Raw genomic sequence first — 16,092 nt, 5'->3', positions numbered from 1 at the left:
TGATCTCGGACAGACTCTTAGGGCCTCTGTTATCCCCATACGTCGAACTAACTACGAGAACAACTTGATCTGCATCAGTCGCGAGTCTGTTCGCTACGCGGAAACAGACTGGTAGCAACCCGCATCACGAAACGAAGAGCCGCCGAACTTCATGATCTTAACTGTCATGCCGTCCTCAAGTCAGTAATGAGAAGGCCTGAGTCAGGTGCATCTCGCGAGTGATCGACCTGATCTGCGAGCGGCACATTAAGCAGGCGCGCAGCTGCACGCATCTACCAGGACTCACCTCCATTAGGCGATTCACACGATCGCGAGCGGCAACCGAGTCATGAGGCTCATCTACGGTCAGTGGTTGTATTGCTAGCGCCGCGAAGCCGTTGGCTTGTTCGCGGGGGGCTGAAGGCGTTGACGAGGGAACTAAGAAGGTTCGACATATCCGTCGCACAGAATCTTCAGTCAGCCTGGACAACGCGTTCTCGAGGATGTGGGGCAAATGTTAACCAGACCGCGTCCACGGTGCCCATCTACGGGGCGTGCATCCGATCCAAATCGACGCCGTCTTGCCGAAAATTATCAACGGCACTTGGCGCAGCAGCTATGAAGCTAAAGCCGCCGAAGCGAAACGGATTGCGGCAAACCAACGCGAGGCGCGCGAACGCTCAATCCGCCGAACAATTCGACCGGCGATGGAAGCAAAGGATTGGCCGGCAGCGCTCTCAGCGGTCGAAGAGGGCATTGCCGCAATGCCGGACAATCTCGCCTTCCGGCAGATTCATGCGGATCTGTTGCTTCACAAAATGCGCGACACGGCGACCGGCTTCCAGGTCTTGCGCCAACTGGTTCGAGATGCGATTGAGAAACAATCAGAGGCTTTGCGTGCGCTGGTTGGCGTGATGAGACAACTCTTTGATGCGAAGAATGATAAGGCCCACCTTCCGCGTGCGGAACGCTTTGCGATCGGCAGGGATGTGTCGGAACATATCCTCAATCCTGGGCAAGCCTTCGGCGGCCTCAACTTCTCTTCTTATGTGGTGGTCGCTCAGTACTACTACGAGAGTGGTGACAAGCAACGCGCGATCGAGCTGATCGAGCAGGCAATGACATGGCTAGACCATCCGAAAGCAATGCCGGACGATATGAGGGAAGGTGCGAAAAAGTATTTTATGTCGCAGTTGCTCCAAACCTTGGCCAACTACAGGGGCGAGAAGGTTTGTTGCAGCGAGTCTTGTTCGATTTCGCAGGAAAAGTCTCCTGGAGCTCCCAAAGTGCAGCCGCAGGAGGAGGCATGAAGAGAGATGTTAATCGAAGATGCACGATCGGGGCTATGTAAGCGCCTCCGAAGCGCTCGCGACCAGCAGAACGTCTAGGATCATTTAGGCGATTGCGACACGCAAGTCACAAGGAAAGCCTAGCCCACAACAAGCGATGCGACGCCCTGCGGCCCGTCTTTGCTGGGTGTCTAGTTACTACTAGTATTCAAGGGATGCCGCTGGCCGTTTTACATGCATGGTCTTGTACCTCGAAATTATCAAGTTGTCCGTGAAGAGGCTGTAAGGCCCTGAGCGGGGATCGAGTTTTCAGGTGAAGGCGGTTTTGAGCTTGCAAGGGTCGGGGGCCGAAAGCCCCGGAAGCTTGCAATTTCGTTTTTAGGATTGAACGAAGCCGCTGGCGCCGCAATTGAGGAAGGATCGCAATAGCGCCTCCTGTCTGAGAGGATCGCGGGTTTTCGAAGCCCAACCCTTCAGACAGGAGTTTTCCAATGGCCGATTTGAGCCCTCTTCGCCGCCGCATGATCGAAGACATGACCGTCCGCAATCTGTCGCCGGCGACGCAACGATCCTACCTTGGCGCGGTATCGAAGTTGAGCCGGTATTTCGGTCGGTCCCCCGATTGCCTCGAGCTGGAGGATATCCGCGCCTTCCAGGTTCACCCGGTGGCGATGGGGATATCCTGGCCGGCGCTCAATCAAATCGTCTGTGCGCTGCGCTTTTTCTACGGTGTGACGCTCCGCCATGACGTAAGACCGTTCCGCTCCCACCTTCTCGCGGCACATGGGATAGGCGAGTTTCACGATCTCTTTGAAGGGATCGGCTTGTGTCTATGCTTGTCCCAGCAATCCACGTGCCACCAAAGCCATTTGCGAGCCTCGCTTGAAGAGGGCAAAACCATGTGCTTCGGGTCCACCGACGGAATACTCGCGCGTCAGTGTCTGGTCCCGGACAATTAACGTCTTCAGCCGGACACGGCTGAATCCCTTTACAACTAGCTTTTTGATCGGCCCGAGGTCCAGCAGGTATCGTCAATACCGGTAAGCTCTAGCGGACCTCTCTAGTCTGCAAAACTGACGCCGGCCAATCGCTTGTTTCTGATTACATCCTGCCCGGGCGCGATGAATAGCCGACATCCGGCCAAGTCGCGGAGGAGAAACGTCGGTGGGGAGAAAGCGATCAGGCGTCGAGATTGTGCAGGCGCTGGCGGTTGCGCAGCACGATCTGGCGGGCACCGGAGAAGCCCAGAACGCCCTGGGCGTGGAGCTGGGACAACGCGCGCGACACGGTCTCCAGCGTAAGGCCCAGATAGTCGCCGATGTCGCGGCGGCACATCGGCAGCGCCATCATGCCGGCAACGGCGAGGCGGCGGTCCATTTCGAGCAGGAAGGTTGCGACGCGCTCCATCGCGGTCTTGCGACCCAAGAGCAGCATGTGGTCTTCGGCGTGGCGCAGCTCGCCGGCGGTCATCGCCCAGAGCTTGCGGGCAACCTGGACGTCGGTGCCTGCGGCCTTCTCGAGGCTGGAGCGCTTCACGAGCCGCACGGTGGTATCGATGATGGCTTCGGCGGCAAGACGATGCGTCTGGCTGGATTCGAGGGCGAACACGTCGCCGGGGAGGTGGAAGGCGCCGATCTGGCGGCGGCCGTCGGAGAGAAGCTTATAGCGGCGCACGGCGCCTGAAACGACCTGGTAGACATATTCGGCCGGCTCGTTCTCGCCGTAAATCTCCTCCTTCTTGCGATAGGAGAATTCGGTGGCGACGAGCCCGACATGGCCGGCGATCGCAACAAACTGGTCGGACACGGGATGGCCGGGAGCGATGTTGCGGCCCTTGATCTGGGTCTTGATCGTCTGGGTGTTGAGCGTTTGGGTCAGCATCTGCGCCATCTCCGTTGTGATGACGCCTGATACGCGGTATCCGGGGCTTCGAAAATTTCGAGCGATATCCTAAGGGGGTCTACCTACGTAGAAGTCCGTAGGTCAGTTCCCCGTGCCGATGCGGCGCCTGTCCTGGATGGCGCGGCGGATGCCCTTCACCAGATTTTCGTCGAGAAGCGGCTTCAAAACCACGTCTTTCACGCCGGCCGTCGCCGCCCGGGCCGAGATGTTCTCGTCAGGATAGCCGGTGATCAGGATCACGGGCGTGTCGCCGTCGACCTTGCGCAGCCGCCCGGCAAGCTCGATGCCGTTGATGCCGGGCATCTTGTAGTCGATCACGTAGCAATCCGCGCCAGGCGTGCCGCTCGCATTGAGCAGCGCCGTGGCGTTCCTGAAGGTCCGCACGGCAAAGCCGTCGGTTTCCAGCAGGAATCGCAGGGATCCGAGCACGGCATCGTCGTCGTCGACCACATAAACCGTGGGTTTTGCAGAGGACGAGAGCTGCCGTTGGCGATGTTGCGAGCCGATCTCGATCATGCCGTTTGGCTAGCACAGCCAAAAAGGACGATCTTGACTTGCCTCAATCCCTTAGCATGCCGGCGCGCATCGCCAGCCGCACCAGTTCCGACAGGCTGTTGGCCTGCATCTTCGTCATCACATTGGCCCGGTACACTTCGATGGTGCGCGGGCTGATGTCGTATTCGCGGCCGATCAGCTTGTTGGACATGCCGGCGATCAGTCCCTCCATGACCTGGCGCTCGCGCGGGCTCAAGGAGGCGACGCGGGCGGCGATGTCTTGCGCGATGGCCTCGCTCCTGGCCGCCGGCTCGGCTTCGCGGATCGCGGATTCGATCATGACGATGAGGCGGTCGTCCTCGAACGGCTTTTCCAGGAAATCGACCGCACCGAGCTTCATCGCCTCGACCGCAAGCGGCACGTCGCCGTGACCTGTCATGATCAGGATCGGAAACGGACTGTGCTGCGCCTTCATGCGCTTGAGAAGTTCGATCCCGTCGAGGCCCGGCATTCGTATGTCGGAGACGACGCAGCCGAAGGCGAGGCCGGGCACGGCGTCGAGGAAGCCTTGCGCGCTCTCGAACAACGTGACGCCGAAGCCGGAGGCATCCAGCAGGAAATTCAGCGAGTCTCGCATCGCCTCATCGTCGTCGATGACGTAGACATGTCCGTTGGTCGTCATGAATCAGTTCTCGTCGGCTGCCGGAAGGGTGAAGCGGAATGTTGCGCCACCCGATGCGTTGCTCTCGGCCCACATGCGGCCGCCATGAGCCTCGATGATCGAGCGGCTGATGGACAGTCCGACGCCCATGCCGGTTTCCTTGGTGGTGAAAAAGGTCTGAAACAGGTTCGGAATGACGTCGCCCTGGAAGCCCGAGCCGGTGTCGGAGACCTCCACCTCGATCATATCGTCGGCGACGGAGGCGTTCGTGACGACGAGTTCGCGCCGGGGTGACTGCGCCATCGCTTCCAGCGCGTTGCGGAACAGATTGACCAGCACCTGCTGGATCTGCACCCGGTCGGCGAGCACGAGATCGGCGTCAGGATTGAGACTGAAGCGGAGCTGCACGTTCTGCTCGCGCGCGCCGGCAAGTCCGAGCGCCCCGGCTTCCTCGATTAACTTGGACAGGCTCCCAACCCGCTTCTCGGATTCGCCGCGAGACACGAAGTCGCGTAAGCGCCGGATGATCTGGCCGGCGCGCAATGCCTGCTCGGCGGCGCGGTCCAGTGCGCTCTCGACCTTCGGCGTGTTCGGATCGTGGCTACCGGCGAGCAGCCGTCGCGAGCCCTTCATGTAATTGCTGATCGCCGCCAGAGGCTGGTTGAGCTCGTGGGCGAGGGCGGAGGCCATTTCGCCCATCGCGGTCAGCCGCGAGACATGGACGAGCTCGGACTGCAATTCTTGGAGCCGCGCCTGGGTCTGTTGATGCTCGGTGAGGTCGCGGATGAAGCCGGTGAAATAAGGCTCGCCGCCCGACTGCATCTCGCCGATCGACAGGTGCATCGGGAAGGTGGTTCCGTCGCGACGCCTGCCGGTGACAATGCGGCCGATGCCGATGATGTGCGGATCGTGGGTGGAGCGGTAGCGGGCGATGTAGCCGTCATGGCGGGAGCGATCGGGCTCCGGCATCAGGATGCAGACGTTCTGGCCGATCGCCTCATGCTCGGACCAGCCGAACAGACGCTCGGCCGCGGTGCTGAACAGCTGGATGATGCCGTGGCCGTCGATGACGATCATGGCGTCGGGAATGGTCTGAAGGATCGAGCGGAGGTGGCTCTCGCGCGTGCGGAGCGCCTCCTCGACCTGCTTCTCCGCGTCGATGTCGAGCAAGATGCCGCTGAGATGGCGGGCGGCGCCGGCTTCGTCGCGAATGACGCCGGCCCGGGCACGAATCCAGTGTCCCGGGCCTGATGCACTGGCAAGTCTGAAGGATACGTCGAAGCCGCCGCCGCGCTCGCCGACGTGCTTGATCGCGCTCTCCACTTGCTCGCGGTCCGCGGGCCCGAGGCGCGAGAGAAGGAGACGGTAGCTTGCCGGTTGATCCCGTTCGATGCCAAGCAGCATTCTGGCCGTTTCCGACCACTCCAACTCGTGCGTCCTGAGGTCGAGATCCCAGGTGCCGACGCCAAAGCCTTCAATCCGGACGCGGAAATGCTCGCCGCGAGCGTCGTCTGGCGGATGCGTTACGCGGGTCGGCGACAAGCTATTGCTCCCATTCTCCCGCGGCGGGCCCCGTGCCACGAGGGTGGCGGCAATTTCGCCCAAGGCCGGGCCGGAGGCAAGTTCGGATGTCCGATTCCATTGGCGGATTTCTCGCAGCATGGTGCAAGGAAATTTGATCTATCTCATCCTGCCTTGCGTCGGTGCGGCTAGATTTCCACAGCAACGCACTGCCCGGAGGCTCCCGATGATATATGCGACCGTGATGGTCAGCCTCGCGCTCGATCAACCCAACGAGGCGCGTCTTCAGGTCGCGGGCGAACTCGCCGAGCGATTCGAGGCGAGCATCGTCGGCGTTGCCGCGGCGCAGTTCGCTCCGCCGCTCTATTTCGCTGACCGCGCCGAGGCGCAAGGGCTGATCGATCAGGAGCAGGCGTCCATCAGGAAACGTCTTGCCGATCTGGAGGCGCTCCGCGCCGCGACGAGGGCGCGCGGCGGACATGCGCAATGGCGCAGCGCCATGGATTTTCCCACGCGGTTTGTCCTGGCGCAGCTGCGGTGCGCCGATATCGTCGTCAGTGGCGAGCACAGCCCGGCCTTTTCCGATGCCTTTTCGCTCGCAAGCCCGAAGGATCTGGTGATGCAGGCTGGCCGGCCGCTCCTGATCGTGCCCGACGGGGTCCACTGGCTCGATCTGCGCAGCGTGCTCATAGCCTGGAAGGACACGCCCGAGGCACGGCGGGCGGTTGCCGATGCGCTGCCGATGCTGAAGGCGACGGACATCACCATCGTCGAGATTCCGGAACACAGTGACGGCGGCCAGGCCGCGATGGCGCGCGTCACGGATGTTGCCGCCTGGCTTCGCCGCCACCGTCGTTGCGACCGCGCGCTTCCCGGAAGCCGCGGGGAGCGAAACAGCCGCGCGCAATTGAAGAAGATCGCGGATGATGTCGGCGCCGGCCTGATCGTCGCAGGCGCCTACGGTCATTCGCGCTTCCGCGAGCTGATCTTCGGCGGCGTCACGCAGTACTTGGCGACGCAATCCGCCCGCTGCGTGTTGCTGTCGCGCTGATGGCCGGCAAACCCAGACGAATCGAGGAGGACGCGCCGTGTACAAGTTACTTGAGCAGACCGTCGGCGGCTACATGACGCGTAACGTCCGGACGGCCAAGCGCGATGTCGACCTACTCGAACTCAGCGAGATGTTCGAGCGCGACGATTTCAACAGCTATCCGGTCGAGGATGACGGTCAGGTCGTCGGCATCGTCACCAAATTCGACATCCTGAAGTGTTTTGCCTTCACGCCGAGCCAGATGCTGCCGCGCTATCATGATCTGATGAGCCGTAGGGTCGGCGACGTCATGACGCCGGAATTCATCTATGTCAGTCCCGAGACGCGGCTGACGCGCGTGCTCCAGATCATGGTCGAGCACCGCATCCGGAGCATCATCGTGCTCGACGGCGTCCAGAAGCTGGTTGGCATCATCGCCCGCGAGGACGTCATCGCGGCACTCAAGGCGACCGCGCGCGACTGACGAGGCGCCCGCAAGTTTCGCGATTGTTGGGTCCATGATTTCACGGAATCGGTAGTTGCCGCGCGCACTGCGCGGAGCGCGAGCGGTTGATATCGCTCTCCGATTAGCGACCGCTTTACACTAACAGAAATTCACTCACCTTGATTTCAATCAAGTTCCCGCAGGGTTGAATGTGGTTTCTGGCGCTGTGTTCTTTCGAAAGAGAATCCGCGATGCCCCAGCCGTCCATCTCCAAAACAATGACAACAGGCGAAAGTGGCCTGGCGTTCATCTTCGCGGTCGCTGCCTTCCTGTGCCTGGTTGCCTCGGCCAAGGCGCTCGACGCGCCCTTCGCCTTCCACGCCGGGCTGAGCGCGGCGGCGAGCCTGGCCGCCGTGTTCTTCATCATCAACCGCTATTACGACCGTCCGGCGGCGCTGCCGCCCGCGGAGATCAACGGTCGTCCCAACTACAACATGGGCCCGATCAAGTTCTCCTCCTTCATGGCTATGTTCTGGGGCATTGCGGGCTTTTTGGTCGGGCTCATCATCGCCTCGCAGCTGGCCTGGCCCGCGCTGAACTTCGACCTGCCCTGGATTCAATTCGGCCGATTGCGGCCGCTGCACACCTCCGCCGTGATCTTCGCCTTCGGCGGCAACGTCCTGATCGCGACGTCCTTCTACGTCGTGCAGAAGTCCAGCCGCGCGCGGCTCGTCGGCGATCTCGCGCCCTGGTTTGTCGTGCTCGGCTACAACTATTTCATCCTCATCGCCGGCACCGGCTATCTGCTCGGCGTCACCCAGTCCAAGGAATATGCCGAGCCGGAATGGTATGCCGACCTCTGGCTCACCATCGTCTGGGTCACCTATCTGCTGGTCTTCCTCGGCACGGTCATCAAGCGCAAGGAACCGCACATCTTTGTCGCGAACTGGTTCTATCTCGCCTTCATCGTGACGATCGCGGTCCTGCATCTCGGCAACAACCCCGCGCTGCCGGTGTCGTTCTTCGGCTCGAAATCCTACGTCGCCTGGGGCGGCATCCAGGATGCCATGTTCCAGTGGTGGTACGGCCACAACGCGGTCGGCTTCTTCCTCACCGCCGGCTTCCTCGCCATCATGTACTACTTTATCCCCAAGCGCGCCCAGCGGCCGATCTATTCCTATCGGCTCTCGATCATCCATTTCTGGGCGCTGATCTTCCTCTACATCTGGGCCGGTCCCCATCATCTGCACTACACCGCGCTGCCGGACTGGACGCAGACGCTCGGCATGACCTTCTCGATCATGCTGTGGATGCCCTCCTGGGGCGGCATGATCAACGGCCTGATGACGCTGTCGGGCGCCTGGGACAAGCTGCGCACCGATCCCGTGCTGCGCATGCTCGTGGTTTCCGTCGCCTTCTACGGCATGTCGACCTTCGAAGGCCCGATGATGTCGATCAAGGTGGTCAACTCGCTCAGCCACTACACCGACTGGACCATCGGCCACGTGCATTCCGGCGCGCTGGGCTGGGTCGGCTTCGTCTCCTTCGGCGCGCTGTACTGCCTGGTGCCGTGGGCCTGGAATCGCAAGGGCCTCTACAGCCTGAAGCTCGTCAACTGGCACTTCTGGATCGCCACCCTCGGCATCGTTCTCTACATCTCGGCGATGTGGGTGTCCGGCATCCTCCAGGGCCTGATGTGGCGCGCCTACACCTCGCTCGGCTTCCTCGAATATTCCTTCATCGAGACCGTCGAGGCGATGCATCCCTTCTACATCATCCGCGCCGCCGGCGGCGGGCTGTTCCTGATCGGCTCGCTGATCATGGCTTATAATCTCTGGATGACCGTCCGCGTCGGCGAACAGGAAGTCCAGATTCCCGTCGCTCTCCAGCCGGCGGAATGAGGAGCTTCCCATGTCGTTCTGGACACGCCACCAGGCCTTCGAAAAGAACTCGATCATCCTGATCGTCGGCATCCTGCTGGTGATCGCGATCGGCGGTCTCGTCGAGATCACGCCGCTGTTCTACCTCAAGAGCACGATCGAGGCGGTCGATGGGGTGCGGCCCTACACGCCGCTGGAGCTCGCCGGGCGCAACGTCTATGTCCGCGAGGGCTGCTATCTCTGCCACTCGCAGATGATCCGCCCCCTGCGCGACGAAGTCGAGCGCTACGGCCACTTCTCGCTCGCCGCCGAGAGCATGTTCGACCACCCGTTCCAGTGGGGCTCCAAGCGCACCGGTCCGGACCTCGCCCGCGTCGGCGCAAAGTATTCCGACGACTGGCACGTCACCCATCTGACCAATCCGCGCGCGATCGTGCCGCCATCGGTGATGCCGGGTTATCCGTTCTTGGCGCAGACCGAGGTCGATCCGGACACGATTGCCGACCACATGCGGACCTTAAGGACCGTCGGCGTGCCCTATACCGACGACCAGATCGCCAACGCGGCTGCCGACATGAAGGCGCAGGCCGATCCGGACAATGCCGGCACCGACGCCTTCACCAAGCGCTACGCCAAGGCCGTGGTGCGCAATTTCGACGGCAAGACGGGAACGCCGACGGAGATGGATGCGCTCATCGCCTACTTGCAGATGCTCGGCACGCTGGTCGACTTCAAGATCTACAACGAGAAAGCCAATCTTCGCTGAGAAGGCATCACCAATGAAAGCCATCCTGACACTCGACAATCTCGCATCCAGTCTCGTCACCACGATCTGGACGCCGGTCTTCGTTGCGATCTTTCTCGCGATCATCACCCACGCATTCTGGCCCCGCAACAAGGCTGCGTTCGACGAAGCGGCACGGCTGCCGTTGCGGGAGGAGTAAGAGATCATGACCGACCATCATGGTGAATTCGATTCCGTCTCCGGCAGGTCCACGACCGGGCACGAATGGGACGGCATCAAGGAGCTCAACACGCCGCTGCCGCGCTGGTGGGTGATTACGTTCTACCTCACCATCGTCTGGGCGATCGGCTACTGGATCGTCTATCCGGCCTGGCCGCTGATCTCCGGCAACACGCGCGGCGTGCTCGGCTACTCCTCGCGCGCCGACGTCGCAGTCGAGCTTGCCAATCTCGACAAGATCCGCGGCGACAAGATGGTGGCGCTGGGCGCAGCCTCGCTCGCCGACATCGAGAAGGATCCGGCCTTGCTGGCGCTCGCGCGGGCCAAGGGCAAGACCGTGTTCGGCGACAATTGCGCGCCGTGTCACGGCTCAGGTGCCGCCGGCGCCAAGGGCTTTCCGAACCTGAACGACGACGACTGGCTGTGGGGCGGCACGCTCGACCAGATCATGCAGACCATCCAGTACGGCGCGCGGTCGGGACATGCCAAGACGCATGAGGGCCAGATGCTCGCCTTCGGCAAGGACGGCGTGCTGAAGCCGGACGAGATCGTCACGGTGGCCAATTATGTCCGTTCTCTGTCGGGCCTGCCTACTCGCAAGGGTTACGATGCGGCCAAGGGCGAGACGATCTTTGCCGACAATTGCGTCGCCTGTCACGGCGACGGCGGCAAGGGCAACCCGGAGCTCGGCGCACCAAACCTGACCGACAAGATCTGGCTCTACGGCTCCGACGAGGCGATTCTGATCGAGACCATCAGCAAGGGCCGCGCTGGCGTGATGCCGGCCTGGGAAGGGCGGCTCGATCCCGCTACCATCAAGGCGATGGCCGTCTACGTCCACTCGCTGGGCGGTGGAAAATAGCGGAGACACGGCGGCGGGTGCGAAGAAAAACGTCCCCGTTTGCGCTGGATCAATCGACGCAGCTGCGTCGGGTCTAGGTTTAATCGCACCTCTCGAGAATCTCCAGGCGATGAACAAGACCGTGAACCCGAACGAGCTCACATCGAACGATGACAACGGGCCGCTCTACGTAGCCCAGAAGAAGGTGTATCCCCAGAGCGTCTCCGGTACGTTCCGCCGGATCAAATGGGGCCTGATGGCCTTCTGCCTCGGCGTCTATTACTTCCTGCCCTTCGTGCGCTGGAATCGCGGCATCGGTGCTCCGAGCCAGGCGGTACTGATCGATCTTCCCAACAGCCGCTTCTACTTCTTCTTCATCGAGCTGTGGCCGCAGGAGGTCTACTATTTCACCGGCCTGTTGATCGTCGCCGCCGTGACGCTGTTCCTGATGAACTCGGTCGGTGGCCGCATCTGGTGCGGCTATCTCTGCCCGCAGACGGTGTGGACCGATCTGTTCTATGCGGTCGAGCGGCTGGTCGAAGGCGACCGGCGAGAGCGGATGAAGAAGGACAAGTCGTCCGATCCGATGCGGCTGGAGCGCATTTCCGAGATCGTGCTCAAGCATTCGATCTGGCTCTTGATCGCCTGGTGGACCGGCGGGGCCTGTGTGCTCTATTTCAGCGATGCGCCGACCTTGGTGAAGCAGCTCGTCACCTTCCCGGCGCCGATGATCGCCTATGTGTGGATCGGCATCCTGACTGCTACGACCTATGTGCTCGCCGGCTATATGCGCGAGCAGGTCTGCACCTATATGTGCCCGTGGCCGCGGATCCAGGCCGCGCTCACCGACGAATGGGCGCTCAACGTCACCTACCGCTACGACCGCGGCGAGAAGCGGACCTCGGTCAAGAAGGCGGCCGAGCTGCGGGCGCTCGGTGAGCACGCCGGCGACTGCGTCGACTGCTACCAATGCGTCGCGGTGTGCCCGACCGGCATCGACATCCGCAAGGGGCCGCAGCTCGAATGCATCCAGTGCGGGCTCTGCATCGACGCCTGCGACACCGTGATGACCAAGATCGGCCGGCCGAAGCGGCTGATCGGCTACGACAACGACATCAACATCCAGCGCCGCCGGGACGGCAAGGCGCCGATCTACCGCATCGTCCGCCCCCGCACCGTCGTCTACAGCGCGATCATCGCGGCCGTCGGCGGCATCATGCTCTACGTGCTGGCGACGCGCAGCCTGCTCGACGTTAACGTGCTGCATGACCGCAACCCGGTCGCGGTCAAGCTCAGCGACGGCTCGATCCGCAACGCCTATACGGTGCGGCTCCTGAACAAGAGCGGCTATGACCGCGTCATCGCGATCGACGCCGACGGTCCGGCCAACGCCACGATCCACGTCGTCGGCATCGATTCGGTGACGCCGGACCGGCCGATGATCGTGATCCCCCGTGACTCCACCAGCGAGTTGCGGCTGCTCGTCACTGCGCCGGCGGAGAGCAATCCGGAGAAGTCGATCCCCGTTCGTTTCCACGTCACCGATATCGGGCTCGGCGAGGCAGCTTCCGCCACCGACAATTTCGTTTCGCCCTAGCAAATTACTGGAGTTCGCCATGGCATCCGCACCGAAGCCGCTGACCGGAACCAAAGTCTTGCTGATGCTGGTCGCGTTTTTCGGCGTCGTGATCGGCGTCAACGTGACGATGGCGAAGCTCGCGATCGCAACGCTGCCCGGCACCGACGTGGACAGTCCGTATGCGGCGGGGCTCACCTACGATCGCGAGATCTCGGCAGCGCAGGACCAGGCCGCGCGCAATTGGCAGGTCAGCGCCCACATCGAGCGTCGCACTGACGGCGGCGTCGCGCTCCAGGTCGAGGCACGCGATGCAAGCGGCCAGCCGATGACCGGGCTGAAATTCGACGGCCGTCTGGAACGGCCGACCGACAAGCGCGCCGATCTCGCGGTCGAGCTCCCTGAGGCCGGCATCGGTATCTATCGCGGCAATGCCGCCTCCGTCGCGCCGGGCCAGTGGGACCTGGTGATCGAGGGCGAGGTGCGGGGCGAGCGGGTGTTCCTGTCGCGCAACCGCGTGATCCTGAACTGAAGGACTTCGTCATGCAGGTCACGCGCGATTTCTCGCACTACGTTCGGACCGCGGGCGAGGGCGTCCAGCACATCGATCTCGCAGTCGAGGGCGTTCATTGCGCCGGCTGCATGGCCAAGATCGAGCGCGGGCTCTCCGCGATTCCCGACGTCACTTTGGCGCGCGTGAACCTCACCGACCGCCGCGTCGCGCTGGAATGGAAGCAGGGCACGCTCGACCCAAGCCGCTTCATCGATCGCCTCGAGGAGCTCGGCTACAAGGCCTATCCTTACGAGACCGAAAGCGCGGAAGTGACCGAGGTCGCGGAATCGCGCTTCCTGCTGCGCTGCCTCGGCGTCGCCGCCTTTGCCACCATGAATGTGATGATGCTGTCGATCCCGGTGTGGTCCGGCAACGTCTCGGACATGTTGCCCGAGCAGCGCGACTTCTTCCACTGGCTGTCGGCGCTGATCGCACTGCCGGCGGCGGCCTATGCCGGGCAGCCATTCTTCCGCTCGGCCTGGCGCGCGCTGTCGGCCAAGACCACCAACATGGACGTCCCGATCTCGATCGGGGTGTACCTTGCGCTCGGCATGTCCGTGGTCGAAACCGTCCATCACGCCGAGCACGCCTATTTCGACGCGGCGATCATGCTGCTGACCTTCCTGCTGGTCGGCCGCGTCCTCGACCAGAACATGCGGCGGCGGACCCGCGCGATCGCCGGCAATCTCGCCGCGCTGAAGGCGGAGACGGCGGCCAAGTTCGTCGGGCCTGATGAAATATCTCAAGTGCCGGTGGCCGCGATCCATCCCGGCGACATCGTGCTGCTGCGGCCCGGCGAGCGCTGCGCGGTCGATGGCACCGTGATCGAGGGCCGTTCCGAGATCGACCAGAGCCTGATCACCGGCGAGACGCTGTATGTCACGGCCGGGCAGGGCACGCCGGTCTATGCGGGATCGATGAACATCTCCGGGACGCTGCGGGTGCGGGTCTCGGCGGCCTCGGAAGCCACGCTGCTCGCCGAGATCACGCGGCTGCTCGACCACGCGCTTCAGGCGCGCTCGCGCTACATGCGGCTCGCCGACCGCGCCTCGCGGCTCTATGCGCCGGTGGTTCATGCGACCGCGCTCCTCACCATTCTCGGCTGGGTCATCGCTGGCGCAAGCTGGCATGATGCGATCGTCACCGGCGTTGCCGTGCTGATCATCACCTGTCCCTGCGCGCTCGGGCTCGCGATCCCGACCGTGCAGACGATCGCCTCGGGCGCGATGTTCAAATCCGGCGTGCTGCTCAACTCCGGCGACGCCATCGAGCGGCTGGCGGAGGCCGACCATGTCATCTTCGACAAGACCGGCACGCTGACCTTGCCCGATCTCGACGTGACGAATGCGGCCGATATCCCCGCCGACATCTTCGATCTCGCCGGCCGTCTCGCGCTGTCGAGCCATCATCCGGTGGCCGCTGCGGTTGCGCAGGCGGCTGATGCCAGCTCGCCGATCGTCGGCGCGGTCGAGGAGGCCGGGCAGGGCGTGCGCGCGACCGTTGACGGCGTCGAAATCCGTCTTGGGCGTCCGTCCTTCTGTGGCGCCGAAGGCCTTGTCGGCTTGACCGATGATCTCGACCCGGACGCCTCCATCGTTGCGTTCAGCAAGGGCCGCGAAAAATTCATCCTCTCGGTGCGTCAGGGCCTGCGTCCGGATGCGCTGGCCGTGATCGCGGCGCTGAAGGCGCGCAACATCGGCATCGAGATCCTCTCCGGCGACCGCGAGGCGGCGGTGATCGCGGCGGCCCATGCGCTCGGCATTCTCGAATGGCGCGCCGGCGTCACGCCGGCCGACAAGATCGCGCGGATCGAGGAGTTGAAGCGTCGCGGCGCAAAAGTGCTGATGGTCGGCGACGGCATGAACGACGCGCCTTCGCTGGCGGCGGCCCATGTCTCGATGTCGCCGATCTCCGCCGCGCATCTCAGCCAGGCCACCGCCGATCTCGTCTTCCTCGGCCGCCCGCTGGCCCCGGTCGTCGCGGCCATCGATGCCGCGCGCAAGGCGTTGCACCTGATGCGGCAAAACCTCTGGCTCGCGATCGGCTATAACGTTCTCGCCGTGCCGGTCGCGATCAGCGGCATTGTGACGCCCCTGATTGCCGCAGCGGCCATGAGCGGATCCTCGATCCTGGTCATGCTGAATTCGCTGCGGGCCCGTAGCCGCGCGCGGGAGATTGTGTGATGGAAATCCTGGTCATCCTGGTGCCGCTGGCACTGATGCTCGGACTTGCAGGCCTCGTCGCGTTCCTTTGGTCGCTTCGGAGCGGCCAGTATGACGACCTCGACGGCGCCGCCTGGCGCGCGATCGCCGAGGACGAGCCGCCGGAGGAGCGCAGGGCTAGGCCTAGGTGTGGTCTTTCCGGAGGTTGTCCATCTGGTCTGAACCGAGCAAGCTGAGGTTGCGAAGCTTCAGTGTTCCAAGAGAGACCAGACGATGAAAGTCCACAAGAAGGCGCCTTTGACGCCCACCGAGAGGCGATGGTGCGAAGTGTCGTCGAGGGCGGACTGAGCAAGGCCGACGCGGCCTATCAGTTCAACACGACACCGAAGACCATCGCCAAATGGGTCAGCGGGGTCCGCAGAAGGTGTGGAGAGGCGCGTGATCGGTCCTCCAGCCCCCACTCACCGCCGAGCCAAACCCCGCCAACCAGTGCAAGGTCATCGAGACGTTGCGCCGGCAGCGCCACACCGGCAAGCAAATCGTAGGCCAAATGGACAGTTCGTCATCACGCCGAAGATGGGCCAAGCTTCTAAGTTGTTGATCTCTCTTGAGGCACCGACGCGGCGGCGGGCCGGAGCCTCCGCGTGCACGAACCTAGTCCAAGCCCATTGGCGCTTGCTGCGGAGCGCACCTCTGTGCAAGACAATTGCTCCCAAAAGGGCATAAAGGAACCGCACTGTGACAGCCTCTCTTGATGGCGAAATTCGCGACGGCCGCCATCATATGCAGGTCCG

The 16,092-nt window shown here is 62.9% G+C and carries 15 protein-coding genes and 1 pseudogene; 12 read left to right on the top strand and 4 right to left on the bottom strand.

Annotation, left to right across the window (positions count from 1 at the left end):
• The first annotated feature begins 560 nt into the window (after positions 1-560).
• Complete coding sequence (locus tag FXB38_RS40640) at positions 561-1,289, top strand: hypothetical protein (RefSeq protein ID WP_246230592.1); 729 nt, start codon at positions 561-563, stop codon at positions 1,287-1,289.
• A 470-nt stretch (positions 1,290-1,759) separates the two neighbouring features.
• Positions 1,760-2,032: pseudogene (locus FXB38_RS40635) on the top strand (phage integrase N-terminal SAM-like domain-containing protein); the annotation flags it as partial.
• A gap of 415 nt (positions 2,033-2,447) precedes the next feature.
• Here the strand turns inward: FXB38_RS40635 and FXB38_RS40630 are convergent.
• From FXB38_RS40630 to fixL, 4 genes are all read right to left on the bottom strand, one after another.
• Positions 2,448-3,149 (bottom strand): helix-turn-helix domain-containing protein, encoded by a 702-nt coding sequence (locus FXB38_RS40630; protein ID WP_187435496.1) that lies wholly within the window; start codon positions 3,147-3,149, stop codon positions 2,448-2,450.
• Positions 3,150-3,251: 102 nt separating this feature from the next.
• Entirely contained in the window at positions 3,252-3,686 is a 435-nt protein-coding gene (locus FXB38_RS40625) for a response regulator (RefSeq protein ID WP_148756501.1), read from the bottom strand.
• 43 nt (positions 3,687-3,729) lie between these two features.
• The gene (fixJ, locus tag FXB38_RS40620; RefSeq protein WP_148756500.1) at positions 3,730-4,347 is read right to left on the bottom strand and encodes a response regulator FixJ; all 618 of its coding nucleotides are present in this window, start codon (positions 4,345-4,347) and stop codon (positions 3,730-3,732) included.
• Positions 4,348-4,350: 3 nt separating this feature from the next.
• Positions 4,351-5,868, bottom strand: a complete 1,518-nt coding sequence (gene fixL / locus FXB38_RS40615) for a sensor protein FixL (RefSeq protein WP_148756499.1) — start codon at positions 5,866-5,868, stop codon at positions 4,351-4,353.
• 205 nt (positions 5,869-6,073) lie between these two features.
• On the opposite strand from fixL, the gene FXB38_RS40610 reads away from it, so the two are divergent.
• From FXB38_RS40610 to ccoS, 10 genes are all read left to right on the top strand, one after another.
• Positions 6,074-6,898, top strand: a complete 825-nt coding sequence (locus FXB38_RS40610) for a universal stress protein (RefSeq protein WP_148756498.1) — start codon at positions 6,074-6,076, stop codon at positions 6,896-6,898.
• Positions 6,899-6,935: 37 nt separating this feature from the next.
• Positions 6,936-7,361 carry a CBS domain-containing protein gene (locus FXB38_RS40605; protein WP_148756497.1) on the top strand — a complete coding sequence of 142 codons (426 nt, stop codon included), beginning with the start codon at positions 6,936-6,938 and terminating at the stop codon, positions 7,359-7,361.
• A gap of 212 nt (positions 7,362-7,573) precedes the next feature.
• A complete protein-coding gene (gene ccoN / locus FXB38_RS40600) occupies positions 7,574-9,223 on the top strand; it encodes a cytochrome-c oxidase, cbb3-type subunit I (RefSeq protein WP_148756496.1) in 1,650 nt (549 codons plus the stop codon).
• A gap of 10 nt (positions 9,224-9,233) precedes the next feature.
• The gene (gene ccoO / locus FXB38_RS40595; RefSeq protein ID WP_148756495.1) at positions 9,234-9,968 is read left to right on the top strand and encodes a cytochrome-c oxidase, cbb3-type subunit II; all 735 of its coding nucleotides are present in this window, start codon (positions 9,234-9,236) and stop codon (positions 9,966-9,968) included.
• A 13-nt stretch (positions 9,969-9,981) separates the two neighbouring features.
• Complete coding sequence (locus FXB38_RS40590; RefSeq protein WP_148756494.1) at positions 9,982-10,146, top strand: cbb3-type cytochrome oxidase subunit 3; 165 nt, start codon at positions 9,982-9,984, stop codon at positions 10,144-10,146.
• Positions 10,147-10,152: 6 nt separating this feature from the next.
• Positions 10,153-11,028, top strand: coding sequence for a cytochrome-c oxidase, cbb3-type subunit III (gene ccoP, locus FXB38_RS40585; protein ID WP_148756493.1), 876 nt, complete (start codon positions 10,153-10,155; stop codon positions 11,026-11,028).
• A gap of 109 nt (positions 11,029-11,137) precedes the next feature.
• Entirely contained in the window at positions 11,138-12,604 is a 1,467-nt protein-coding gene (gene ccoG, locus FXB38_RS40580) for a cytochrome c oxidase accessory protein CcoG (protein WP_148756492.1), read from the top strand.
• A gap of 19 nt (positions 12,605-12,623) precedes the next feature.
• On the top strand, positions 12,624-13,115 hold the full coding sequence (locus FXB38_RS40575) for a FixH family protein (RefSeq protein WP_148756491.1): 492 nt from the start codon (positions 12,624-12,626) through the stop codon (positions 13,113-13,115).
• A gap of 11 nt (positions 13,116-13,126) precedes the next feature.
• Entirely contained in the window at positions 13,127-15,319 is a 2,193-nt protein-coding gene (locus tag FXB38_RS40570) for a cation-translocating P-type ATPase (protein ID WP_148756490.1), read from the top strand.
• Complete coding sequence (gene ccoS / locus FXB38_RS40565; RefSeq protein ID WP_148756489.1) at positions 15,319-15,534, top strand: cbb3-type cytochrome oxidase assembly protein CcoS; 216 nt, start codon at positions 15,319-15,321, stop codon at positions 15,532-15,534. Before FXB38_RS40570 ends, ccoS begins: the two co-directional genes overlap by 1 nt.
• The last annotated feature ends 558 nt before the right edge of the window (positions 15,535-16,092 follow it).

The sequence above is a fragment of the Bradyrhizobium cytisi genome (assembly GCF_008123515.1).
In the GTDB taxonomy this organism is placed as follows: Bacteria; Pseudomonadota; Alphaproteobacteria; order Rhizobiales; family Xanthobacteraceae; genus Bradyrhizobium; species Bradyrhizobium cytisi.
The sequence above is the reverse complement of the archived record's forward strand: the minus strand, read 5'-3'. Positions and strand labels throughout refer to the sequence as shown.

Excerpts from the sequence above, each read along its gene's own strand:
- ccoN (WP_148756496.1), top strand. The coding sequence starts at position 7,574 with ATGCCCCAGCCGTCCATCTCCAAAACAATGACAACAGGCGAAAGTGGC.
- ccoS (WP_148756489.1), top strand. The coding sequence starts at position 15,319 with ATGGAAATCCTGGTCATCCTGGTGCCGCTGGCACTGATGCTCGGACTT.
- FXB38_RS40630 (WP_187435496.1), bottom strand. The coding sequence starts at position 3,149 with ATGCTGACCCAAACGCTCAACACCCAGACGATCAAGACCCAGATCAAG.
- FXB38_RS40575 (WP_148756491.1), top strand. The coding sequence starts at position 12,624 with ATGGCATCCGCACCGAAGCCGCTGACCGGAACCAAAGTCTTGCTGATG.
- FXB38_RS40625 (WP_148756501.1), bottom strand. The coding sequence starts at position 3,686 with ATGATCGAGATCGGCTCGCAACATCGCCAACGGCAGCTCTCGTCCTCT.
- FXB38_RS40590 (WP_148756494.1), top strand. The coding sequence starts at position 9,982 with ATGAAAGCCATCCTGACACTCGACAATCTCGCATCCAGTCTCGTCACC.
- fixJ (WP_148756500.1), bottom strand. The coding sequence starts at position 4,347 with ATGACGACCAACGGACATGTCTACGTCATCGACGACGATGAGGCGATG.
- ccoG (WP_148756492.1), top strand. The coding sequence starts at position 11,138 with ATGAACAAGACCGTGAACCCGAACGAGCTCACATCGAACGATGACAAC.
- ccoP (WP_148756493.1), top strand. The coding sequence starts at position 10,153 with ATGACCGACCATCATGGTGAATTCGATTCCGTCTCCGGCAGGTCCACG.
- FXB38_RS40570 (WP_148756490.1), top strand. The coding sequence starts at position 13,127 with ATGCAGGTCACGCGCGATTTCTCGCACTACGTTCGGACCGCGGGCGAG.
- ccoO (WP_148756495.1), top strand. The coding sequence starts at position 9,234 with ATGTCGTTCTGGACACGCCACCAGGCCTTCGAAAAGAACTCGATCATC.
- FXB38_RS40610 (WP_148756498.1), top strand. The coding sequence starts at position 6,074 with ATGATATATGCGACCGTGATGGTCAGCCTCGCGCTCGATCAACCCAAC.